Source organism: Flavobacterium indicum GPTSA100-9 = DSM 17447, from assembly GCF_000455605.1.
Classification (GTDB): Bacteria; Bacteroidota; Bacteroidia; order Flavobacteriales; family Flavobacteriaceae; genus Flavobacterium; species Flavobacterium indicum.
In genome coordinates this window covers 613,363-638,887 of the sequence record NC_017025.1, presented here as the reverse complement: position 1 = coordinate 638,887, position 25,525 = coordinate 613,363, and the positions used below count along the sequence as shown (strand labels likewise).

Annotated in this window: 22 protein-coding genes; 18 read left to right on the top strand and 4 right to left on the bottom strand. The window is 31.0% G+C overall.

What is annotated here, in order from left to right; genetic code table 11:
* Positions 1-10 precede the first annotated feature (10 nt).
* Complete coding sequence (gene hpt / locus KQS_RS02675) at positions 11-541, bottom strand: hypoxanthine phosphoribosyltransferase (protein WP_014387673.1); 531 nt, start codon at positions 539-541, stop codon at positions 11-13.
* A 113-nt stretch (positions 542-654) separates the two neighbouring features.
* Here hpt and KQS_RS02670 point away from each other — a divergent pair, with 113 nt between their 5' ends.
* The 4 genes from KQS_RS02670 (at position 655) to KQS_RS02655 (ending at position 5,464) form a co-directional block, all read left to right on the top strand.
* Positions 655-1,197, top strand: a complete 543-nt coding sequence (locus KQS_RS02670; RefSeq protein ID WP_014387672.1) for a hypothetical protein — start codon at positions 655-657, stop codon at positions 1,195-1,197.
* Positions 1,198-1,273: 76 nt separating this feature from the next.
* Entirely contained in the window at positions 1,274-2,425 is a 1,152-nt protein-coding gene (locus tag KQS_RS02665; RefSeq protein ID WP_014387671.1) for a 5-(carboxyamino)imidazole ribonucleotide synthase, read from the top strand.
* Positions 2,426-2,787: 362 nt separating this feature from the next.
* Complete coding sequence (gene purE / locus KQS_RS02660) at positions 2,788-3,270, top strand: 5-(carboxyamino)imidazole ribonucleotide mutase (protein ID WP_014387669.1); 483 nt, start codon at positions 2,788-2,790, stop codon at positions 3,268-3,270.
* A 169-nt stretch (positions 3,271-3,439) separates the two neighbouring features.
* Complete coding sequence (locus KQS_RS02655) at positions 3,440-5,464, top strand: M3 family metallopeptidase (protein WP_014387668.1); 2,025 nt, start codon at positions 3,440-3,442, stop codon at positions 5,462-5,464.
* Between the two features lie 58 nt (positions 5,465-5,522).
* On the opposite strand, the gene KQS_RS02650 is transcribed toward KQS_RS02655, so the two are convergent.
* Positions 5,523-8,501 (bottom strand): M4 family metallopeptidase, encoded by a 2,979-nt coding sequence (locus tag KQS_RS02650; protein ID WP_014387667.1) that lies wholly within the window; start codon positions 8,499-8,501, stop codon positions 5,523-5,525.
* A 122-nt stretch (positions 8,502-8,623) separates the two neighbouring features.
* Here KQS_RS02650 and KQS_RS02645 point away from each other — a divergent pair, with 122 nt between their 5' ends.
* Genes KQS_RS02645 through KQS_RS02625 form a run of 5 tightly spaced genes read left to right on the top strand, consistent with a single transcriptional unit; the run spans position 8,624 to position 10,873 of the window.
* Entirely contained in the window at positions 8,624-9,127 is a 504-nt protein-coding gene (locus tag KQS_RS02645; RefSeq protein ID WP_014387666.1) for a GbsR/MarR family transcriptional regulator, read from the top strand.
* A gap of 54 nt (positions 9,128-9,181) precedes the next feature.
* The gene (locus KQS_RS02640; RefSeq protein ID WP_014387665.1) at positions 9,182-9,625 is read left to right on the top strand and encodes a hypothetical protein; all 444 of its coding nucleotides are present in this window, start codon (positions 9,182-9,184) and stop codon (positions 9,623-9,625) included.
* A gap of 2 nt (positions 9,626-9,627) precedes the next feature.
* The gene (locus tag KQS_RS14155) at positions 9,628-9,972 is read left to right on the top strand and encodes a hypothetical protein (protein ID WP_014387664.1); all 345 of its coding nucleotides are present in this window, start codon (positions 9,628-9,630) and stop codon (positions 9,970-9,972) included.
* A 12-nt stretch (positions 9,973-9,984) separates the two neighbouring features.
* Positions 9,985-10,371 (top strand): hypothetical protein, encoded by a 387-nt coding sequence (locus KQS_RS02630; protein ID WP_014387663.1) that lies wholly within the window; start codon positions 9,985-9,987, stop codon positions 10,369-10,371.
* A gap of 52 nt (positions 10,372-10,423) precedes the next feature.
* Entirely contained in the window at positions 10,424-10,873 is a 450-nt protein-coding gene (locus KQS_RS02625; protein WP_014387662.1) for an SRPBCC family protein, read from the top strand.
* On the opposite strand, the gene KQS_RS02620 is transcribed toward KQS_RS02625, so the two are convergent.
* A complete protein-coding gene (locus KQS_RS02620) occupies positions 10,859-11,623 on the bottom strand; it encodes a UbiA prenyltransferase family protein (RefSeq protein WP_242400770.1) in 765 nt (254 codons plus the stop codon). The two genes, KQS_RS02625 and KQS_RS02620, sit on opposite strands and share 15 nt — an antisense overlap.
* A gap of 224 nt (positions 11,624-11,847) precedes the next feature.
* On the opposite strand from KQS_RS02620, the gene gcvP reads away from it, so the two are divergent.
* From gcvP to KQS_RS02585, 7 genes are all read left to right on the top strand, one after another.
* On the top strand, positions 11,848-14,691 hold the full coding sequence (gene gcvP / locus KQS_RS02615; RefSeq protein WP_014387660.1) for an aminomethyl-transferring glycine dehydrogenase: 2,844 nt from the start codon (positions 11,848-11,850) through the stop codon (positions 14,689-14,691).
* A gap of 113 nt (positions 14,692-14,804) precedes the next feature.
* Entirely contained in the window at positions 14,805-15,179 is a 375-nt protein-coding gene (locus KQS_RS02610; protein ID WP_014387659.1) for a group III truncated hemoglobin, read from the top strand.
* 131 nt (positions 15,180-15,310) lie between these two features.
* Positions 15,311-16,369: a 3-oxoacyl-ACP synthase III family protein gene (locus KQS_RS02605; protein ID WP_014387658.1), complete on the top strand. Its 1,059-nt coding sequence runs from the start codon at positions 15,311-15,313 to the stop codon at positions 16,367-16,369.
* A gap of 75 nt (positions 16,370-16,444) precedes the next feature.
* Positions 16,445-16,975 (top strand): class I SAM-dependent methyltransferase, encoded by a 531-nt coding sequence (locus tag KQS_RS02600; protein ID WP_014387657.1) that lies wholly within the window; start codon positions 16,445-16,447, stop codon positions 16,973-16,975.
* An 18-nt stretch (positions 16,976-16,993) separates the two neighbouring features.
* Positions 16,994-17,926 (top strand): glycosyltransferase, encoded by a 933-nt coding sequence (locus tag KQS_RS02595; RefSeq protein ID WP_014387656.1) that lies wholly within the window; start codon positions 16,994-16,996, stop codon positions 17,924-17,926.
* Between the two features lie 78 nt (positions 17,927-18,004).
* A complete protein-coding gene (locus KQS_RS02590; RefSeq protein ID WP_014387655.1) occupies positions 18,005-18,751 on the top strand; it encodes an MlaE family ABC transporter permease in 747 nt (248 codons plus the stop codon).
* Positions 18,751-19,518, top strand: a complete 768-nt coding sequence (locus tag KQS_RS02585) for an ABC transporter ATP-binding protein (protein ID WP_014387654.1) — start codon at positions 18,751-18,753, stop codon at positions 19,516-19,518. Before KQS_RS02590 ends, KQS_RS02585 begins: the two co-directional genes overlap by 1 nt.
* Positions 19,519-19,572: 54 nt before the next feature.
* Here KQS_RS02585 and KQS_RS02580 read toward each other — a convergent pair whose 3' ends face one another.
* Positions 19,573-21,567 (bottom strand): LamG-like jellyroll fold domain-containing protein, encoded by a 1,995-nt coding sequence (locus KQS_RS02580; RefSeq protein ID WP_014387653.1) that lies wholly within the window; start codon positions 21,565-21,567, stop codon positions 19,573-19,575.
* Positions 21,568-21,923: 356 nt separating this feature from the next.
* Here KQS_RS02580 and KQS_RS13940 point away from each other — a divergent pair, with 356 nt between their 5' ends.
* Both KQS_RS13940 and KQS_RS02570 read left to right on the top strand, forming a co-directional pair.
* Positions 21,924-24,776, top strand: coding sequence for a sensor histidine kinase (locus tag KQS_RS13940; RefSeq protein ID WP_014387652.1), 2,853 nt, complete (start codon positions 21,924-21,926; stop codon positions 24,774-24,776).
* Entirely contained in the window at positions 24,776-25,525 is a 750-nt protein-coding gene (locus KQS_RS02570; RefSeq protein ID WP_014387651.1) for a LytR/AlgR family response regulator transcription factor, read from the top strand. Before KQS_RS13940 ends, KQS_RS02570 begins: the two co-directional genes overlap by 1 nt.

Below are 25,525 nucleotides of genomic sequence, written 5' to 3'. Positions count from 1 at the left end.
ATGTTGTTTTTTATTCTGAAAGTTGGTAAACGTCTTTTAAATTTCTTCCTAAACCATCATAATCCAATCCAAATCCAACAATAAATTTATTTGGAATTCGAATACCCACATAATCAATTTTAATATCTTTTGTATACGCTTCTGGTTTAAAGAACAAGGTAGCAATTTTACAATGTTTTACTTTTTGCGCTTTAAACATTTTTTTTAATTCTTCTACAGTATTCCCAGTATCTACAATATCTTCCAAAATCACTACGGTTCTTCCTTCTAAATTTTGGTTAATCCCTATGAGTTGTTTCACCTCATTAGTTGTAGCTGTCCCTTCATATGAAGCCATTTTAACAAAACTCACTTCACAAGGCGAATCATAATTTTTAATTACATCTGAAACTACCATAAAAGCACCATTTAATACCCCAACAAATACTGGGACCTCATCACAATGATCATCTTCTATTTGTTTTGTCATGTTTTTAATGGCAAATTGAATTTCTTCATGAGTAATGAATACTTCAAATTTTTTGTCGTGTAATTGTATCATGTTGTTTAGAAAAATAAACGGCAAATTTACAAAGTATTCAGGATTAAGTATCAAGAATTGTATTTTTTTTGCAAAATAGATATATTTACCAATAACTCTTAACAAATTAAAGTGTGACAACTAGCAAAACTCCTTTTTATTTACAGCTTGAAAAAAGCAATGCTCATAGACAAGATCGAGATAGCAATAGAGATTTAGCACTCCAAAATCAAGATGTTTTACAAGAACTTATTGATTTAAGTTTTACTATTTCAGACAAAAACCACTTTAAGGCTTGTTGGGCTTTAGAATTAGTTCTAGAAAAAGAACTGGATTTAATCATTCCTTACTTAGAAAAATTCTGTTCCCATTTATCTTTATATAAAAACAGTTCTGCGTTACGCTCAATTTCAAAAATTTGTCAATTTATTTCAGAATCAAAAACAATTCTTTTAACCGAAAATCAAGAAAATCAATTGATTGAATCGAGTTTAGATTGGCTTATTAGTAATGAAAAAGTAGCCACAAAAGCCTATGCCATGCGAACATTATATAACTTTGGCAAAAAACACCAGTGGATCCATGAGGAACTAAAAATTATTTTACCACAAGATTACCACAAACATTCCCCAGCTTATAAAGCCTGCGCGAAAGACATTTTGAAAAGACTTCAATAACTTTTTAAATTTATTATCTTTGCACCACAATATTAATTTTAGGATATAATCCATTCTAAAACAACAACACAACAACATGAACTATTTTTCCTCTGATTTTAAATTAGGTATTTTAGGTGGTGGACAATTAGGCAAAATGCTTTTAAACGACACCCGCAAATTTGACATTCAAACCTTAGTATTAGACCCAAGTGAAGAGGCACCATCAAGAATGAGCTGCAATGCTTTTTACAGAGGCAATTTAAATGATTTTGACACGGTTTATCAATTTGGTAAAATGTGTCATGTTATCACTATTGAAATTGAAAATGTCAATTTAGAAGCTTTAGAAAAATTAGAAGAGGAAGGACATTTGGTTTATCCTTCTCCAAAAACGCTTCGATTAATCAAAAACAAGGGGCGTCAAAAAGATTTTTATGTTGAAAATAATATTCCTACTTCAAAACATCAACGTTTTGTAGACATCAAAGATTTACAAAACGCTTTAGATAAAGATGAATTGGATTTTCCATTTGTTTGGAAATCAGCCGAAGGGGGCTATGATGGTAATGGCGTAAAAATAGTTCGTTCTGCACTAGATTTATACAATTTACCTGAAGTAGAATGTCTTGCTGAAGCTTTAGTTCCTTTTAAAAATGAATTAGCAGTAATTGTAGCTCGAAATGCCAAAGGCGATATTAAGACCTATCCTGTTGTTGAAATGGAATTTCATCCAGAGGCCAATCAAGTCGAATATGTTATTTGTCCTGCCCGTATTGATAAAAAAGTCGCTGAAAAAGCAAGAGCAGTTGCCTTAAATGTTTCAAAAGCCTTTAATCATGTTGGTCTTTTAGCTGTAGAAATGTTTCAAACGGAAGACGACGAAATTGTGGTGAATGAAGTTGCACCTAGACCTCATAATTCTGGTCATTATAGTATTGAAGCAAGTTATACTTCACAATTTGAAAATCACATTAGAGCCATTCTAAATTTACCTTTAGGAAACACGGACAGTAAAGTAGCAGGAATTATGGTGAACTTAGTGGGTGAAGAAGGATACACAGGACAAGTGGTTTATGAAAATATAGAAAAAATTATGGCATTTGACGGTGTTACTCCACATATATATGGTAAAAGAGAAACAAGACCATTCCGTAAAATGGGACATGTAACGATTGTTAATGAAGATATGGCTGAAGCAAGAAAAATTGCGGAAGAAGTTAAAAATAGTATTCGAGTGATTTCTTAATGTGTCAATTTGAAAATGTGTCAATTTGAAAATGATAAAAAAGATTTTAAGTATTATTTTTTATTCGACAATTACATTTTGTGTTTTGTCATTTATATCATTTCTATTTTCTTTGGCTTATAATTCTATAAATAGAACTTCTCCTAATTTAAAAATTGGATTTCCGCTAAATTATTATAATCAACTAGCAGTCAGTGATAATTGTAATGGAATTGATTTATTACACGGTTCAAATATTAAAAATTTCATTTTAAACTACATAATTTGTGTTACAGCAATTTTAATTATTAAGTATAAATCTAACATAAAAACCCTACTCACCCCTAGTAGGAATTCCCCCTTTGGGGGTTAGGGGGCTAATTATGAAAGTAGCCATAATCATGGGAAGCATATCGGATATGCATGTAATGCAAGAAGCTATCGATATTTTAAATAGTTTTAATATTTCTATTGAAGTAGATATAGTATCTGCTCACAGAACACCTGAAAAATTAGTAGATTTTAGTAAAAACGCACACGAAAGAGGTATTTCTGTAATCATTGCCGGTGCTGGTGGTGCCGCTCACTTACCAGGTATGGTGGCAAGTATGAGTCCACTTCCTGTTATTGGCGTTCCAGTAAAATCGAGCAATTCCATTGATGGATGGGATTCTGTTTTATCAATTCTACAAATGCCAGGTGGCGTTCCAGTGGCAACAGTTGCCTTAAACGGTGCAAAAAACGCAGGTATTTTGGCAGCACAGATAATCGGTAGCCATGACAGTACGGTTTTAAATAAAATTGTGGCGTATAAAGAAAGTTTAAAAGAGGCTGTTTTAAAAGCTTCTAAAAATTTAGAGATTTAAAACAAAAAACCCCGATAAAAATCGGGGCAAAAATCTATTCACAATTAAGTGACAACTATAAAAAAAATTCTCTTTTGGGGAAAAAGGGATGAAAATTTATCATTAAGATGATAATTCTCATTCATTTCGTCGACAAATATATACACTTTATCGATAAAAACAAAGTTTTATGGAAATTTTTTTAAAAAAATTTGAAAATAAATTCAATACCGCTCCGTTTAGTAAGATAAGTCTCTCTGATTATAAAAAAGCCTTTAAAGAAACTATAAAAATGGCTAAAAATGAAATAGATACAATTATTTCAAATCAAGAAGATGCTACTTTTGAAAACACAATTGAAGCTTTAGACTTTGCTGGTGAACAATTAGATCGTTTATCTAGTATTTTTTTCAATCTAAATTCAGCAGAAACTTCAGATGAAATGCAAAAAATAGCACAAGAAGTTACTCCTTTATTAACAGAATTTCAAAACGATATTGCTTTAAATGAAGAGTTATTTAAACGTGTCAAATTGGTTTATGATCAAAAAGAAAGTTTAGCATTAAATACGGAACAAGCTACATTACTAGATAAAAAATACAAAGGTTTTACCAGAAATGGTGCTCTATTAGCTGAAGAGCAAAAAAATAGACTTAGAGTAATTGATACCGAATTAGCCCAATTGAGTTTAACTTTTGGTGAAAATGTTTTAGCTGAAACAAACAATTACCAATTGCACATCACAAATGAAGAAGATTTAAAAGGTCTTCCTGAAGGCGCAAAAGAAATGGCTGCTAGTTTAGCCAAGTCAAAAAATGAAGAAGGCTGGATTTTTACATTAGATTTCCCGAGTTACATTCCTTTTGTAACTTATGTAGAAAACAGAAATTTAAGAAAAGAGTTGAATATTGCTTATGGCAAAAAAGCATTTCAACAAAATGAATACAATAACGAAGAAATTGTAAAAAAAATAGTGGCACTTCGACACGAACGTGCTAATTTATTAGGTTATAAGACCCATGCTCATTTTGTATTAGAAGAACGCATGGCTCAAAATCCTGAAAAAGTTTTATTGTTTTTAAACGATTTATTAGCTAAAGCAAAACCAGCGGCTGAAAGAGAATTTGCTCAATTAACCAATTTTGCAAAAGAATTAGATGGCATTGAACAATTAGAAAAATGGGATGGTGCTTATTATTCTGAAAAATTAAAACAAAAATTATTCAGTTTGGATGATGAGTTATTAAAACCGTATTTCAAATTAGAAAATGTATTGAATGGTGCTTTTACTGTTGCTCAAAAATTATTTGGTTTAAACTTTAATGAAATTCATAATATTGACAAATATCACGAAGACGTTCAAACCTATGAAGTGTTAAATGAACAAAACGAATTAGTTGCTGTTTTCTATGCCGACTTTTTTCCAAGAAAAGGAAAAAGAAATGGTGCTTGGATGACTTCATTTAAACCACAATATATTAAAGAAGGAATTAACGAAAGACCTCATGTTTCTATTGTTTGTAACTTCACTCCTCCTACACCAACAAAACCTTCATTATTAACTTTTAATGAAGTCACTACTTTATTTCATGAATTTGGACATGCGCTTCACGGCATGTTAGCCAATACAACTTACCCAAGCTTATCTGGCACATCCGTATTTTGGGATTTTGTAGAATTACCAAGTCAAGTGATGGAAAACTGGTGTTACGAACCAGAAGCATTGGCACTTTTTGCTAAACATTATGAAACTGGCGAAGTAATTCCACAAGATTTAGTCAATAAAATTAAAGAAAGTGCCAATTTCTTAGAAGGCATGGCTACATTAAGACAATTGAGTTTTGGTATTTTAGACATGGAATTCCATAGTAAAAACCAAATTATTAATAATGTAAAAGCATTTGAATTGGAAGCCATGAAAGTAGCCAATTTATATCCTGATGTTGCTGAAAATTGTATGAGCGTTTCTTTTTCTCACATTTTCCAAGGTGGTTATTCTTCTGGATATTATAGTTATAAATGGGCGGAAGTTTTAGATGCGGATGCGTTTGCTTATTTTCAAGAAAAGGGTATTTTCAACAAAGAAGTCGCAACCAAATTCAAAGAAAATATACTTTCAAAAGGTGGCACCGAATTACCAATGGAATTGTATAAAAAATTTAGAGGACAAGAACCTCAACCAGAGGCATTGTTGAAAAGAGCTGGACTACTTTAAATAAAAAAATCCCGTTAGAAAATTCTAACGGGATTTTTTATTCATTTCTTTTAATTATTTATTCTATGATTACTCTTTTTGAAATTTCTTTTCCTTCAGTTTTCACATTAATAATGTAAACACCAGATTGAATTGAAGTCAAATCAAGGTCTTTTGTAAACATAGTACCTTCAGATTCAAAATTGCTTTGATATACTTTTCTTCCTCTTAAATCAAATAAATCAACAGAAACTTTTTCTGAGGTTGGCAATGAAATCGTTAGTTTCCCTCCAGTAGGATTAGGATAAATTAGAAAATCTTCCAGTTCATTTGTAGCATTTGATGACAATGTCCCTTCAATAACAAAATTGTCAATCATAACTCCTTCTTGATTTGAAGCTTCATCAGAAATAAATGTAAATCTGAAAATAGCATTTGCAGGGGCACCTAAACTTGATAATTCATGAATGTATTTTCTTTTATTTCCATTCATACCATTTCCTCCTGTTGGAGCTGTATTAAAATCACCCGTCCATTGCTTCCCAATACAATTAAAGCAATCGGTTCCATCAGGCAATCTTGAACTATTATACCAAGTAGGATCAGAAGAAGTTCCTAATACATTCCATGAAGTACCATTATCCGTTGAATATTCAAAATATATAATATCCCAATTTGATTCTAAATCAAATGCCATATCAAAACTCACCGTTGGATTGGTTAGGTTGGTTAAATTATAACACTGTGAAACCAAGTAAGAAGTTGCACTATCTGGATAATTACCCGTCAGTTTTGTTGCATATACATTTGATCCTGCAAGTGCATTAGTAAGTAGGGTTTTACCAATAGCTCCTCTTTGCCAAACAGCATTCGTTTTACCATTACCATCAATTGAAATTAAAGCATTGGTAGCAGTATTAAATGTATTTATCACATTAGGAGAACCCGCATCATTTACTAAAATTAAAATAGATTTGGTATTATTTGTAGCATTTCCATCACTCGCAATTGTAGAAGTTACATTTAAAACATGCGTCCCTCTTGTTAAACCGCTAACTGGTATAGCAATACTTTGCACGGCGCAATTCGATAAGTTACCCGTCCAATTTATAGTTGAATTTGCTCCTCCATCAACATTATATGTTACAGTTACTGAAGTAATTGTATTAGTTCCTGCATTTTCTATTATTATACTTGGATTATAAGTCGCACCACAAGCCACACTTACATTACCACCTGTAATACTTTTCAATGAAATGTCATTCGCATAAGCAACATAATCTGCACCAACATTTACTGCTTTCCAAGCTTTTGTTACGGCTTGTACTTCTGGACTAGTGGCACAATATATCGAACTTGCTACAGCAATAGTAGCATTTCTCATATCCATAAAAGTAGCATTTGCTGTTAAATAATCTCGTTCTGCATAATAAGTTATTTGAGAAGATTTTGCCATTCCAATTCCTGTTACATTATAGGCAAAAGGTCCACCAGAAGCAGCAGGTGCATTATTAGTACCCGATTTTCCAGCAGTAACAATGTAAAACCAGTGATTTAAAACACCACTATTGGTATGAACACCACAATTATCGTTTCCTGAACTAGGAGTACAAGACCCATCATCCGCTGTAGTAATATAATATTGACCTTTAAATGTATCCGGATCTCCTTTTGTTCTAGGATAACTCATAGAACGTAAACCACCTGTTGTAATATCTTCACCCACTTTCCATACCCCCTGTGTACCTGGATTAACTGTATCAACTGGAGCATTTAAATTTCCATTTCTTCCATATTGCTCTATACAAGCACCCCATATATCAGACAAACCTTCATTCATAGCACCCGATTGATTTTGATACGCTAAGTTTGAAGTGTATGTACATATAGCGTGACCTATTTCGTGGCCGCAAACATCAATAGATGTTAAAGCATTCATACTGCTACCATCTCCATAAGTCATTACACTACCATTCCAAAATGCATTATTATATCCACTCCCATAATGAACATAACTCTTAATTTTAGCCCCTTCATCATCAAAACTATTTCTATTAAAAATATTTTTCCAAAAATCATACGTTTTTTCTGCTCCCCAATGTGCTTCTAAAGCCGCGTCGTCTTTTGCGGCATTATTGTATTCAGCGGCTGTCCAATTATTATCATTGTCAGTAAAATTAGTAGACGGATAGGATTGTGTAGATTGACAATTATAAGTGACCATTCCATTACCATTACCTCTTGCGTTTTCATCTAAAATAAATGAATTTGGCCCTGTTTGAGTCGTTTCAATTGTTCTTGATCCACTGTATCGTGTTGCAGCAGTTCCGGCAACAAAAGGTGTGAATAAAGCATTTTCTTTATTTAACGCAACTTTCTCAAACTTTTTAGCTGCCAATTCAATTTCATCATCCGAAACCAGATGATTAACGTGTTTAATAATGGGATTTTTATACAAAATTTCACCTGTCGCAGCATCAACAAAAACTTCATCTCTAGCAATAGGTTGTTTTGCATAAATATCAAATTTATAAGCAAGCCTTACCTCGCCTTTATTAACTAAAGGTAAAATCACAAGTTCCCCAGATGGTTTTTTATAATCCATTGCTTGAGAGGCCACAGGATCATTCCATAAATATTCTTGCGCATTTATAAAATTTATTGCTTTTTGGAAAGCTACTTCAGCAGATAATGAAGGTGTTAAATTTAAATCTTCAGCATTATACAATTCACCGTTGACATGAACTACGTTACCTTCTTTTTTATGGGTGATTACTGTTCCAAATTCGATTTTAATCCCTTTATAATACTGTTGAAACCTTTGATGTATAAAACCCGCTTCATCAGAAGTTTCTTTTTGAGGAGTAAATGAATTAGAATCGTTAAGTCGGTATAATTTCCCAAATTCCTTAATAGCCGATTGCTCAGAATGCATACCCGTAAGGTAAATTGTTTTTTGATACGCTAAATCTCCATTGTATTTTTCGTTTTTTTGAGAAAAAGCAAAATTGGACAAGAGAAGTGTTAGTCCAAGAACACTTAAATAATTGTTTTTCATGATTATAGTAGTTTGGTTTGCAAGTATACTTATTTTTTCTGAATAAAAAAACCCAAAATAAGTTTCATTTATTTTTGAAAGTTTAAAAACATTTCATACCTTTGAGGAGTAATTAATTGATAATGGAATTTAAAGAAGCTAAAAATAAATTCGTACAAACTTGGGGCGCGTTAGGCTCACAATGGGGAATTAATAAAACCATGGCGCAGATTCATGCTTTGTTGATGGTTTCGCACGAACCCGTTTCTATGGAAGACATTATGGAAGAATTACAAATTTCTCGTGGAAACGCATCAATGAATTTACGAGCTTTAATGGATTGGGGAATTGTGTATAAGGAATTCAAAGCGGGTGAAAGAAGGGAGTTTTTCACCGCTGAAAAAGATTTAGATGAATTAGCGGTAAAAATTTCGAGAGAAAGAAGTAAAAGAGAGATCAAACCTGCCTTGAAAGTATTAAAAGAAGTTTCTACAATAAAATCTGATGGCACCGAAGCAGAAAGACATTTCGTAGATCAAACTACAAAATTGTACGACTTTGTTTTAAAGGCATATAACGTACTTGATAAAATTACTGAATACAAAGACAATTGGTTGACTCAACTACTTATGAAATTTATGAAATAAAAAATTTTAATCAAATCTTTCAATTTTTTCTGAAAGTTTAAAAATAATAGAATTATGAATACAATACTTCCAAATTGGTTAATTATTTTAAGTGGATTGGGCCAAATATTCACCGCATTAATTTACCCTTACATTCGTCATCAAGTTTTCGATTGGTATAACGATGTCAAACAACTGAAACCTTTAAATCAAGAAATCGCAAAAACGTACGGAAGATACATCCAAGGCTTAAATTTTTCTTTCGGAATAATTGCCATTTCATTTACAAATGAATTGAAAGAACAATCTGCCTTGGCAGTAGCTTTAACTGGTTTAATAGCTGCATATTGGGTTGGAAAAGTAGCCACACAAATTGCTTACTATCCAATGTATGACATACCAAAAAGGAGGTTATTTAAAGTCGGAAGTTATTTTATGAATATGCTTTTTGTCTTGTTTGCCGTAGTCAACACCTTACTATTTTTACACAATATAGTTGGACATTATAAATTAGTATAATTATGAACCTTAACATACTAGCCTATATTATTTATCTCAGCATTACCAGTGTTATAATTATCAAAGTTGGAAAATTATGCTATGATAACGGAAACTTATTTGTATCACAATTAATTCCGAATCATGAAGAATTATGCCATCAAATAAACAAAATGTTACTGATTGGTTATTATCTTTTAAATCTTGGGTATTGCGCGATGACACTTATTTCTTGGGAAAAAATTTCAACATCCAACCAACTCATCGAAATCATTGCAACCAAATCGGCCATAATTATTCTGATTATCGGATTGATGCATTATTTCAACATCATATTATTAACTAAATACATTAAAAAATTAATTTAAATATTCAATTTTATGGAAACTACAAAAATTTTAATCGGATATGCAATTTATTTACCAATTGCCTTATTTTTAACTTATTACGTTAGCAAAACTTTATTTAAAAACAGTAAAATATTCATGTTAGACATTTTTAGAGGACGAGAGGAAATTGCCAATGCTACAAACACATTATTCGAAACTGGCTTTTACTTATTAAATTTAGGTTTTGCCTTGATGATTTTAGAAATGACATTGTACAAAGACGATTACCAAAGTTTAATTGAAGCCTTGAGTTATAAAATCGGCGGATTTGCTATCTATTTAGGAATCATGTTATTCATCAACTTGTATTTCTTTTTTAGAGGAAAACGCAAAGCAAGTCAGACTCAAGTTGAACCACGCGTTGTAATTAATGGGTAACAAACCAAACCTGACAGGTTTCTAAAACCTGTCAGGTTTAAAATTTCAAAAAATGACAACAATAACAATTAAAACAATTTATCAGGCACCTATTGAAACTGTTTTCAACATAAATCGAGACATAACCATCCATCAACAAACGGCGAGTAAAACAAAAGAAATAGCCATTGCTGGCACCACCTCAGGATTAATAAACAAGAATGAAACAGTCACATGGAAAGGAAAACATTTTGGTGTATACCTCAAACATCAGAGTATAATTTCTGAGATGATTTTTCCAACGTATTTTGTAGACGAACAACTCAAAGGACATTTTAAAAGTTTTAAACATCAACATTTTTTTGAACAAAAAGAAAAGTATGTAGAAGTCACCGATTTGTTAGAATATGAAACACCTTATGGTATTTTAGGAAAATTTTTTGATGTATTGTTATTGAAAAAACATTTGATTCAATTCATTATTCATAGAAATTCAATTTTAAAAAAATTAACTGAAAACTAAAAATAATAACCACCAAAAAATAGGAATTCCTTCTGCCCAAAAACTTGAATAATACCTAGATTTTGTTGCTTTAGCATAGTAAAGAAAAAAAGCAATGGTTACCGAAACGAGCAGTTTAAAACTCAATGCAACCCAATGAATTTGAGGCTGAAGAACATCAATAAGCACCAAAACACTTAACAACAAATACCCTAATATTTTGGTCTTATTAACCCCTATCATTTGTGGAACTGTTTGCAGGTGCGGGTCGTCTTTGGTGACATCAATAATCTCAAAGATTAACACCAAAACAAAAATTAAAATAAACCGTTGAATTGACAACCAAAATACAGAACCATTTAAATTAATTCTTCCAAATACAAGAGGAAAAAAAACAGTCATTAAAACCCAGCAAAAACTAACCATGTAAATCTTTACTCCTTTCCAATTTCGGGCATTTGCACGATTAGGAAAAAAAGGTAACGTATACAAAAGTGTTAAAAGAAAAGGGATTACTATAAATAGCTGAGTCCGCAATTGAAATTGAAAAAACGAATACAAACCAACTAATGACGCTACAAAACTTAACAACAAGATTAATTTTAATTCTACTCGCCAAGTATTTTGTTTAGTGCGAACTAGCGCATCATATTTTACAAAATTATACCCAACTAATGTACTACAAAATACAAACAATAAACAATTTAATGCCTGTGGAATACCATAGAATCGAACAGTCATTGCAGTTAAAGCAAGTGCTGAAAAAGCCACATGCAGACTACTGTTTATATAAAAGTCAAGTATTTTTTTAAAACTGAGCATTAAACAAAATTAATCAATCTGTTAATAAGTATTGGTTTTAGTTGAAAAAATCACAAAAATTCCAATTTTAAAAGCAGAATATTACAAGATTAATAATTACATTTGTTTCGCATTTGGGGTACCCAAATCAAATTTTATAAAACACAACTTTCGTTAGATATATTATTTACAAAATGAGAACAGATGCATTTGCTTTAAGACATTTAGGCCCTCGTGAAACAGACTTAAATGAAATGTTACAAACTATTGGTGTAGATTCATTAGACCAATTAATTTATGAAACTATTCCAGATGATATTCGTTTAAAAAACGATTTAAATTTAGAAGCTCCAATGACGGAGTTTGAATATTTATCTCATATTCAAGAATTAGGTAAAAAAAATAAAGTTTTCAAATCATATATCGGTTTAGGCTATCATCCAACTTGCATACCTGCAGTTATTCAAAGAAACATTTTTGAAAATCCAGGATGGTACACGGCTTATACGCCTTACCAAGCTGAAATTGCTCAAGGTCGTTTAGAAGCTATTTTAAATTTCCAAACAATGGTTATCGAATTAACCGGTATGGAAATAGCTAATGCCTCTTTATTAGATGAAGGAACAGCTGCTGCCGAAGCAATGGCCCTACTTTTAGATGTTAGGTCTCGTGAACAAAAGAAAAACAATGTAAATAAATTTTTTGTTTCTGAAGAAATTTTACCTCAAACGCTTTCGGTTTTACAAACACGTGCTACTCCATTAAATATTGAATTAGTAGTTGGAAACCACGAAACGTTTGATTTTTCAACAGAATTTTTCGGAGCCATTTTACAATATCCAGGGAAATATGGTCAAGTGTATGACTACGCTGGATTTATTGCAAAAGCTGCAGAAAAAGAAATTAAAGTTGCTGTTGCTGCTGATATTTTATCGTTAGCTAAATTAACACCTCCAGGTGAAATGGGCGCTGCAGTTGTTGTGGGTACTACACAGCGTTTTGGTATTCCGATGGGCTATGGTGGACCACATGCGGGTTACTTCGCAACGAAAGAAGAATACAAACGTTCGATGCCAGGAAGAATCATCGGTGTTTCTATCGATGCTAACGGAAACCGTGCTTTACGTATGGCTTTAGGAACTCGTGAGCAACACATCAAACGTGAAAAAGCGACATCAAACATTTGTACTGCACAAGTTTTATTAGCGGTTATGGCCGGAATGTATGCCGTTTATCACGGACCAAAAGGCTTACAATATATTGCTGATAAAGTTCATGCTTCTGCGGTTACTACTGCTGATGCTTTAAATAAATTAGGTGTTTACCAGACAAATTCTGCTTTCTTCGATACGATTTTAGTAAAAGCGGATGCAACTAAAGTAAAAGTAATCGCTGAAAAACACGAAGTAAACTTCTTCTATCCAGATGCTGAAACGATTTCGATTTCATTCAACGAAACGACTTCGGTAAACGACATCAATCAAATCATTGCTATTTTCGCTGAAGCGACTGGAAAAGATGCATTTGCTGTAAATCAATTAGCAAATGAGTCAATGGTTCCTGAAAACTTAGTGAGAAAATCAGCTTTCTTACAGTATGATGTTTTCAACAACAACCATTCTGAATCGCAATTGATGCGTTACATCAAAAAATTAGAACGTAAAGATTTATCGTTGAATCACTCAATGATTTCTCTAGGTTCTTGTACGATGAAATTAAACGCTGCTGCTGAAATGTTGCCGTTATCTATGGCAAACTGGAACAGCATTCACCCTTTTGCACCTGTTGAACAAGCAGAAGGTTACCAAATCATGTTGAAAAAATTAGAGCATCAATTAAATGTAATTACTGGATTCCAAGGAACTACATTACAACCAAACTCAGGTGCTCAAGGAGAATATGCTGGTTTGATGGCTATTAGAGCTTATCACCAATCAAGAGGTGATAACCACAGAAATGTATGTTTGATTCCGGCTTCTGCTCATGGAACTAATCCAGCTTCTGCAGCTATGGCAGGAATGGAAATCATCGTTACAAAAACCATGGAAAATGGAAATATCGATGTGGAAGATTTAAGAGCAAAAGCAATCCAACACAAAGACAACTTATCTGCTTTAATGGTTACTTATCCATCTACCCATGGCGTTTTTGAAAGTGCTATTATTGAGATCACGAATATCATCCACGAAAATGGTGGTTTAGTATATATGGATGGTGCTAACATGAATGCACAAGTGGGATTAACGAATCCAGCTACCATTGGCGCTGATGTTTGTCACTTGAACTTACACAAAACATTTGCTATTCCTCACGGTGGTGGTGGACCTGGGGTTGGACCAATTTGTGTGAACGAAAAATTAGTTCCATTCTTACCAACCAATCCAATTATTCCAACAGGAGGAAGTAAAGCTATCACGGCTATATCTTCTGCTCCTTATGGTTCGGCTTTAGTTTGTTTAATTTCTTACGGTTACATTGTAATGATGGGTGCTGAAGGATTAACAAACGCTACAAAATATGCCATCCTGAATGCGAACTACATGAAAGCACGTTTTGAAGGACATTACCCAATCTTATATTCAGGAGAAATGGGACGTGCCGCACACGAAATGATTTTAGATTGTAGAGCTTTCGAAGAAAAAGGCATTAAAGTAACGGATATCGCAAAACGTTTGATGGATTACGGATTCCATGCCCCTACCGTTTCTTTCCCAGTTGCTGGAACTTTAATGGTGGAACCAACAGAATCTGAAGATTTAGCAGAATTAGATCGTTTTTGCGATGCTTTAATTTCTATTCGTAAAGAAATTGAAGCTTCAACAAAAGAGGAAGAAAACAATATTTTAAGAAATGCACCTCATACTTTAGCAATGCTTACTGCTAACGAATGGGTTTTCCCTTACACAAGAGAACAAGCGGCTTATCCATTGGATTACATTGCAGAAAATAAATTTTGGCCAACAGTTCGTCGTATTGATGAAGCGTATGGTGATAGAAATTTAGTTTGTTCTTGTGCTCCAATTGAAGCATATATGTAATAAAAAACAAATAGCAAGAAGAAAGGCTCTGAATATTCAGAGCCTTTTTTATGATAATTATCAATTAAAACAAAATCAATGATAGTTATCTTTGTATCATTAAAATTTAAAATATGAGAGATATTGAAACCCGAGAAGATATCCTTTTAATAATGCGAAATTTTTACGATCGCTTATTAAAAGACAATTCCATAAATTTCTTTTTTACAAAAGCTACTGATGTAGACCAACATTTAGAAAAACACTTCGAAATATTAGCTGATTTTTGGGAACAAGGATTATTTTTAAAGGGAGGATACAGCAATAATATGTTTCAAATTCACAAAGATATTCATGACAAACACCCCTTTAGTCACGAACATTTTGAAATTTGGTTAGACCATTTATACACTTCAATTGACGAAAATTTTGACGGACCAAATTGTGATGTCATGAAAAAAATGAGTCTAAATATGGCTACTGTAATGCGAATAAAATTTTTTCAATAAAATTGAATTAAAATTTGAATTGTGTTTTTTTTACAATACTTTTTTAAAAACAATGCAATTCTGTAATAAAATTACAATTACTAAGATTACTTCTGCTATAAAATTGGTAAATTCACAAAAAATAAGTCCCAATGAATATTAAAATCACAGGCTCTGGAAGTTACATTCCTACAGAAGTTGTTACAAATTTAGACTTTGCAAAACATATCTTTTTAAATGAAGACGGATCTGATTTTCCTCAATCCAATGAAATTGTAGCACAAAAATTTCTTGAAATTACTGGAATTGAAGAAAGAAGATATGTAACTCATGATTTAAACACTTCAGATATTGCTACGATTGCAGCAGAACGTGCTATTGCTGATGCCAATATAGATCCAGAATCATTAGATTACATCATTTTTGCACACAACTTTGGAAATGTAAAACACGGTGCTATTCAAACAGATATATTACCTAGTTTGGCCAGTAGAGTAAAATATAATTTAAAAATTAAGAATCCAAAATGTGTTGCCTATGATATTCTTTTTGGATGTCCAGGCTGGATAGAAGGAGTGATTCAAGCACAAGCATATATTAAAGCTGGGATGGCTAAAAAATGTTTAGTCATTGGTGCAGAAACACTTTCAAGAGTAGTTGACAAACACGACAGAGATTCCATGATATATTCAGATGGTGCTGGCGCAACTATAATTGAACTTACGGATGAAGCTGGTGGTATATTAGCGCATGAAACGGCTACTTTTTCCCATGACGAAGCTTATTATTTATATTTTGGAAATTCATTTAATGACACCCACGATCCAGACATTCGCTACATAAAAATGCATGGAAGAAAAATTTATGAATTTGCTCTTAGTAATGTTCCGAAAGCAATGGCTTCTTGTTTAGAAAAAAGTGGCGTTCCAATAGAAAAAGTAAAAAAAGTATTAATCCATCAGGCAAATGAAAAAATGGATGAAGCCATAATTCATCGTTTTTTTAAAATATATAAACAATCTCCTCCCGATGGAATCATGCCAATGAGTATTCATAAACTAGGCAACTCTAGTGTAGCAACTGTTCCTACTTTATACGACTTACTTATAAAAGGTAAAATTGAAAACCAACAACTAAATAAAGGTGATGTTGTTATATTTGCATCAGTCGGAGCCGGAATGAATATTAATGCTTTTGTATATGAAATATAATTTTTTTTAGTTTATAATTTGTAGTTCCTTTGTAATAGTTAATTTTGCCAAAAACAAATCATAAACTGATTTTCAATGTACGAGAAAACATATCCAAGTAAACGCTTCAACATAACGTTAGAGTTTTTAAAAAAACATATAAAAACTAACGAAACCATTTTCGATTTAGGTGTTCCCAATCCGTTTTCCAAAATTATGGAGGATAATGGATATCAAGTAATCAATACAAAAGGTGAAGATCTAGACAATAACCAAGAAGCTTTACGTACTGAAAATTACAAGGTATTTACAGCATTTGAAATTTTTGAACATTTATTAAATCCATATACGATTTTAGAAAACGTAAAAGCAGATAAAATTCTAATTTCTATTCCTTTACGTTTATGGTTTTCTTCTGCATATAGAAGTAAAACAGATATGTGGGACCGACATTATCATGAATTTGAAGATTGGCAATTGGATTGGTTATTGGAAAAAACTGGTTTTAAAATTGTAGACCGAGTTAAATTTACGCATCCAGTAAAAAAATTGGGATTACGCCCTCTTTTAAGATGGTTTACTCCAAGATATTATTTAGTTTATGCTGAAAGAGTGACTAGTAATTAGTAAATAGTGATTAGTTAAATGAAATACTATATTATCATTCCGGCCTATAACGAAGAAGCTTTTATGGGCTTAACTTTACAATCGTTAGTTGAACAAACCGTTTTACCAACAAAATTGATTGTTGTGAATGATAATTCAACAGATAAAACGGCTGAAATTGTTTCAGAATTTGCTTCTCAATTTCCATTTATTCAATTAGTTAATAAAAAATCAGATGCGATTCATTTACCAGGCAGTAAAGTTATTCAAGCTTTTCAGGAAGGTGAAAAACATATTGATGAAAATTACGACATTATAGTAAAAATTGATGCTGATTTAATTTTCCCTAAAAATTATTTTGAAACTATTATCAAACATTTCCAATCGGATGATAGAATAGGAATGGTGGGTGGCTTTTGTTATATTGAAACCCGAAATAAACACATAAAATCCAATAAAAAAAATAGGGTTCCTGAACACCTTTGGCAAAAAAATGAAATCTGTGAAGAAAAAAATGGGGATTGGGTGTTGGAAAACTTAACCGATAAAGACCACATAAGAGGCGCCTTAAAAGCCTACAGAAAAGAAACATTTAAACAAATTGGTGGATTAAAACCACAAATGGGTTGGGATACCGTTGACGAATTATTATGTAAATTCTACAATTGGAAAGTTGTAACCGATGAAAGCTTACACGTAAAACACTTAAAACCTACAGGTGCCAGTTATAATCAAGCAGCAAGATACAAACAAGGTGAGGCTTTTTACACCTTAGGATATGGTTTTTTTATTACAGCTGTAGCCTCTATAAAATTAGCTCTTCGTAAAGGCAAACCATTATTATTTTTAGACTACATCAAAGGATTTTGGAAAGCTAAACGTGAAAAAAAGAACCTATTAGTAACTCCAGAACAAGCTCAATTTATTAGAAAATACCGTTGGAAAAAAATGATTCAAAAATTAAAAAGGTAAAAAATAAAGCAGTTACAAGTTTAATTTTACTTTGGGTTACTAGCCAAAAAACACTATTTTTGAAATTATTTTTAAACTATGATGTTAGTTCGTTATTTATCGCAAATTGGACGATACTTTATTATGCTCAAAGACATGTTGAACCGACCTGTTAAATGGAGTGTAATGAGACAATTAATACTAAAAGAAATTGACGATTTAGTGATTGATTCATTAGGAATTGTTTGCTTTATTTCATTCTTCGTAGGTGGAGTTGTAGCCATTCAAACAGCCTTAAACCTTACTAACCCACTGATTCCGAAATATTTAATTGGATTTGCAACACGTCAATCTGTTATTTTAGAGTTTGCTCCTACTTTTATTTCCATCATTATGGCAGGAAAAATGGGTTCCTTTATTACATCAAGTATTGGGACCATGCGTGTAACAGAACAAATTGACGCCTTAGAAGTAATGGGGGTAAATTCCTTAAACTATTTAGTATTTCCTAAAATTATTGCTTTATTTTTATACCCTTTTGTAATTGGTATTGCAATGTTCTTAGGTGTGTTTGGTGGTTATTTAGCAGGCGTTTATGGTGGTTTTGCATCAAGTCAAGAATTTATTGTTGGAATTCAAGAAGATTTTATTCCCTTTCATATCACTTATGCATTTATTAAAACATTGGTTTTTGCCTTTTTATTAGCTACTATTCCTTCATTTCATGGTTATTACATGAAAGGAGGCGCACTAGAGGTAGGTAAGGCAAGTACTGTTTCATTTGTTTGGACCTCAGTTGTGATTATTCTGATGAACTATATTTTAACTCAAATTTTGTTAAGCTAATGATTGAAGTAAATAACATTGAAAAAAGCTTTGGTGAACAAAAAGTTTTAAAAGGCATTACTACAAAATTTGATGCTGGACAAACAAGTTTGGTTATTGGACAAAGTGGTTCTGGAAAAACGGTATTCTTGAAATCACTTTTAGGAATTCATGAGGTAGACAGTGGTACCATTTCATTTGATGGAAGAATATATGGTCATTTAAATAAAGATGAAAAACGTGATTTAAGAACTGAAATTGGAATGGTTTTTCAAGGAAGTGCGCTTTTTGACAGTATGACCGTGGAAGAAAACATTGGATTTCCATTAAAAATGTTCACCAATAAAACTCCAAAAGAAATTAAAGAACGTGTTGATTTTGTGATTGAACGGGTTAATTTAATCAATGCACATCACAAAAAACCTTCTGAAATTTCCGGAGGAATGCAAAAAAGGGTAGCCATTGCAAGAGCAATTGTAAATAATCCGAAATATTTATTTTGCGATGAACCCAACTCAGGTTTAGACCCAAAAACGGCCATTGTTATTGACAATTTGATTCAAGAAATCACAAAAGAATACAACATTACCACAGTAATTAACACACACGATATGAATTCGGTAATGGAGATTGGGGAAAAAATTGTGTTTCTAAAAAATGGATTATTGGAATGGGAAGGGTCTAATAAAGAAATTTTCAAGACAGATAACGCAGCAGTTACCGATTTTGTTTATTCTAGTGAGTTGTTCAAAAGAGTTCGAAAAATGTATTTAGAAGACGATAAATAAAAAAGGGTTGACATAAAGTCAACCCTTTTTTACAACTAAAACTATTAATCCCAACTATCTTTTTACTATTTTTTGAGTTGTCATCGAATTATTTTCATCTGTAATTTTCACTAAATAAATTCCCGAATTTAATGAAGACATATCCACTTGATTTGAAGTTGAATTTAGAACTTTTTGCCCTTGAAGCGTAAATAGCTCTATTGATTTAATAGCATTATCAACATTTATATTTAATACATTTTGAACCGGGTTTGGATATAACGTAACTTCTAAATTGTTTTGATTAAAATTTTGATTGCTTAATATGGTATTATAATTGTATAAATTAGTTATTTCCGATTGAGTAAGAGCATAATTATAAATTTTTAAATCATCAACTACTCCATTAAAGCTATTTGATCCTTGATACGATCTTCCTAAATAAAAACTAGTTTCATTTGCCGTATTCCAATCTGGTTTGGCCGCACTAGTTATCAAAACTCCATCTAGATAAATTGATGCTAAGTCTGTTGTTGTATCAAATGTAACAACTAAATGTTTCCAAGTGTTTAATGGAATACTAGTAGTATATGATAAATCATTTGCCCATGCATAATTATTTATCATATTTGATTTCAAAGAAAAACCATAGGACTGATTAGCTGCTGGTGAACCATAACTAAACAAAAAGTTATCGAAAAAATAACTATTCATTTTAATCCAAATGGATATAGAACGAGAAGCATTACCTATTGGTAAGTTAGTTAAAGTTGCAACAGTACCTGCGCTATTTAACTGTAAAGCACTATTAATATTTCCATTTCTATCCGTTGTAAAATTTCCTGTAGCATTAAAACTATTTACAGAAGTTACATCATAATAAGAATTATTAAAATTAAAGGTATAAATTTCATTATTTGTTATTGGAACTAATGAATTATAAGTGTATAAATTGTTTATTTCTATATCTGTTAAAACATAATTGAATATTTTCAAATCATCAATTGCTCCATCAAAATTTAATTCACCGCCTACACCTACGCCTAATTTAAATATATTACTATTGTTTATGGTATTCCAAGTTTTTGGTTGACTTGCAATCATAACATTGTTTTTATAGATCTTGGCTGTTGTACCATCATAAGTATATACAAAATGGTACCAAGTGGAAGGATTATTACTAGAACTTGCATTAAAATTATTTGCATAACCAAAATAATCAACTGTAGTAGTATTAAAAGAACCACCGACTGCATTACTGTTAGAACTTTGTCCGTAAGAAAAAGTCATATTATATGGTGATTGCATGGTATTAACTTTAGCCCAAAACGAAATAGTTCTAGCAGAATTTCCATAAGGCAATCCATTTATTGTAGCAGAAGTACCTGTATTTTGAATATTAAGTGCACTATTAGAATTACCATTTCTATCTGTTGTGAAAGATGTACCAGTATTTGAACCAAAAGGTGCATTTCCAAGTAAATTATTGTAAGTATTATTAAAATTATATTCTGCTATTGTCTGATTTACAGTTGATACATTTTGAGTAATTTCTAAATCATCTACATTAACATAAGCATAATTCGCACTATGATTTACCTCAACTTTAAATCTGACTACACTTCCAGAAGTAATAACACCAGCCGCTATATTTCCTGTTATTTTTCCTGTATCACTAAAACAACTTGTTGGAAAACTTGTAGATGTAGCAAATTGAACAAAAGTTGCACTATTATTTACAGCATAATATAATTTTATATTTCCTGAAAAACTTGCAGAATTATTATTTTTATTGTAACCAACAGAAAAAGTAATTTGTTCCCCATTTGAAGTATAATTTTGTGTCACAAAATAACCCGTTTGAACTCCACCATTCCCTAATTGCGTTAAATTTATTCGCAATGAATATGTTCCGTCACAAGAAACTGATCCATCATTAACAATATTAAAACTATTAGTTGCCCAACTTGAAGGAACTGAACCCGACTCAAAACTCTCTGTCACATTAATTTGAGCACTTAACACACTGCAAAACAGCATAAATAAAAAAGAAAATAATTTTGTTTTCATAATTGTAGATTTATAATTATCAAACAAAACTAGTAGTCCAATTCATATTAATTTTAATCAGTTAACCAAAAGCATTTTTGAGTTAACGAAAATCATTTTAAAAAGAAATAGAAAATAAAAAGTCCGAGTATTAAATACAGAACAGTTAACAGCAACTCCAATCGATAGCATTTTAAAATTTTCATCAGAATAAATTTTAATTCAAAACTATCTTTAAATTCAAAAATAACATTTTCTAATTTACCAATACCAAATTAGAGTTAACCAAACCCTACTTTTATAAACTGAACTGTTTGTTTTGTTAATTACACTCTATTTAAAGCTTTCTTTTTCATATTTTTGATAAAAACAATCAATTGAACAAGATCTTCCTAGTTTTAATTTTAGTATTCATCCAAAAACTAATTGGGCAAAACCCGTATTACAATACAATTGATAAATCACAAGGATTGTTAACCAATAGTGTTTACGACATTTTTGAAGATAAAGACAATTTTATGTGGTTTGCCACCGATAAAGGTTTGTGTCAATTTAATGGTTATACTTTTCAATATTTTAGTCAAGATGGCATGACCTCAAAAGCAGGTTCTTGTATAAAACAAGATGCTTTTGGAAGAATTTGGTACGAAAACTTTGATGGTTATTTGTATTATGTTGAGAAAAATCAATTGAAAAAATTGAATCAAAACAAATCTATTGGTTATTTTAAATACGGAATTATTCAAAACCAATTGTATATCATTAACAAAAACACCGTTGATATTTATGATTTAAAAACACTTTCACTTATTAAAAAGATTGAACTTAATACAGAGGATAATAAATACATTTTTTTTAGTGATAACACTATCTATGTTTTTGCAAATCAATTGATTGTTATCCATGATGATCACATTCAGCAAAAAATTGATTTACCAAAAGACTTTTCAGAAAACTTTAATTCCATACTCGTAGAAAAAACAAAAAATGGGTTACTTATTGGTTCTAAATTTTCAAATTATTGTTATCTATTTTCTAACAATCAATTTATTAAAAAAGAATTAAATCTAGAAAATACAATTGTTCAAAATTTGAGTTGGTGTAATAATAAAAATTGGCTTTGTACTACGACAGGAATTATAGAAATGGATTATGAATTAGGAACAAAACGTACTTTTTTTGACGGAACTAATATTTCCTACATCTACAAAACCAAAAACAACAATTATTGGATTTCTACTTTAACTGAAGGTTTATTTTATATTGAAGATTTCGACACCCAATTAATTAGCTCTCAAGAAAGTTTAACTACTTTGTGTTTTAAAAACGAGCAATTAATTGTCGGGACCAAAAATGATAAAATTCTCGCTTTAAAAAAAAAACAGTTTAAAACCATTTTTACTGGAAAAGACAACCATCAAATGGGACAAGTTTTTTATGATAAACTTTCAAACCAATTGTATTTTACTTCTTCCAAGTTTGGTGTTTTAAATTCGGAACTAAAACTAACCAAAGAATTACCCATTGCTGTTAAAAGTGTTTGCGCTGTTGATCATAAATATATTGCGTTTGCTGCCAGTAGTTCTTCAGGTTTAATTAAAACGAATGAAAATAGCAAAAGTGAGTGGGATTTGGTTTATAAGGCTTTTATCGAATTAAAAAACCTTAATTACAACAATATTGTTATTAATGCTAAAGGAAAATCAACAGCTTTTGACAGTATTAATAAAACAATTTATTTTGCCACAAACAATGGTTTGTTTTATATTGGTCAAAATGGTTTACTTTCTGAATTAAAGTATAAAAACACTTCATTAAATATCACCAAACTTTCATATGAAAAAGGGAAAATATATGCTTGTAATGGTGATTTGAATTTATATCAAATTAATAAAAATATAATTTCAGAAATTAATTTTCCTACGATTATTCAAAAGGACAATGTTGAAAAAACAATTCTTAAAGACAGACTTCTTTTTATCATTACCAATAAATACATTTTTGAGTACGATTTGTCCTCTAAAAAGCTAAAACAAATTATTCATATCAATAGTAATATTGAAGTGAATGATATTATCATTAAAAACAACTGCTATTACATTTCAACCAACAGAGGTTTAATCATTAGAAATCAAGAAGTTTATAATCGTTCCAACCCAACTTTTGTTATCAAACACATAACCGTGAACAATCAAGTTATAAAAAAATTTAAGCTGAATGATTTGTCTTATAACGAAAATAACATTCATATTATCTATCGTTTTTTATCACCAACACCTTTTGAAGAACACGAATTGTTATATAAAATCAACGAATCGCAATGGCAAAAAGCAGATGTTTTAAATCCAGAATTAGTTTTAAACTCATTAAATCATGGTAGTTATACCATTGAATTTGTACTAAATTCAGATTTTAAAAACACAACGAAAATTCATTTTAAAATTAATCGTCCATTTTGGCTACAATTCCCTTTTATTTTTGGTGCATCACTAACTATTTTAGCTTTGTTATATTGGCTATATCGTAGTAATATCAAAAAAATCCAAAAACGAAACCAACTTATTTTAGATAAAATTAACTTAGAAAAAAATGTAAACCAAACGAAATTGAAAGCCATCAAATCGCAAATGAATCCACATTTCTTTTATAATGCATTAAACACTTTACAATCCTATATTTTATCCAACGAAAAGAAAGAAGCCGTGGAATATTTGTCTAAATTTTCTAATCTAACCCGCACAATATTAGAAATGACAGAAAAAGACTGGATAACTATTTCAGATGAAATTAAAACTTTAGCACTTTATCTTGATATAGAGAAAGCCCGATTTGAAGGCGACTTAACATATACAATAACTATTGACCCATCCATTGATACTGAACTTATTAAAATACCTTCTATGCTCATACAACCGTATGTGGAAAACGCCATAAAACATGGATTACTTCATAAGAAGGAAGAGAAAATTTTGACTATTGAATTTTTAAAAATCGAAAATAATTTAATAATTAAAATTGATGATAATGGTATAGGAAGAGTAAAAAGCAATGCTTTAAATAAAATAAAAAATAAGAATCATCAATCTTTTGCAACAGATGCACTACAAAATAGAATATCTTTATTAAATCAATATACAAATAAAAATATTTCAATAGAAACAATAGACAAATACACCATTACGAAACAGGCTTCTGGCACAACTGTTATAATTAAATTACCTTTAGAATAATGATACGAGCAATAATAATAGATGATGAAAAAAGAGCAAGATTAAATTTAGCATTGCTTATTAATGAATATTGTTCCGATGTGACTATAATTGCTGAATGCGAAAATTTACCTGAAGGTGTTAAGGCAATTCGAAAAAACAAACCTGATTTGGTTTTTCTAGACATTGAAATGCCTGGTCATAGTGGATTGGAACTCTTAGATTTTTTTGATGAAAACGAAATAGGTTTTAAAATAATTTTCACTACTGCTTACCAAGAATATGCCATTCAAGCTTTTAAATTTTCTGCTGTAGATTATCTATTAAAACCAATAAATCCAACAGAATTAACTGAAGCTGTAAATCGTTTTTCAAAAGAGAAGGAAAAAATTGAAAAATATACACTTCTAAAAGAAAATTTAAAACAAGACTCTATAAAAAAAATAGCAATTCCAACAGGTAATAGTTTAGTATTCATCGAAACTGAAAAAATAATTTACATCAAAGGTGAAGGGGCCTATTCTGAAATATTTTGTTTGGACAATGAAAAATTGCTTGTCAGCAGAAACTTAAAAAACTTTGAAGACATTATGTGTATTCATCAAAATTTTGTTAGAAATCATAAATCGTATATTGTCAATACAAATTTCATAAAAGCTTATATTAAATCTGATGGTGGAAGTTTAGAACTTAAAAATGGTATTCAAATTCCTGTTTCTAATGAAAAAATTCAAACTATTTTAGAAGCCATTGAAATAATTAAAAGGTAA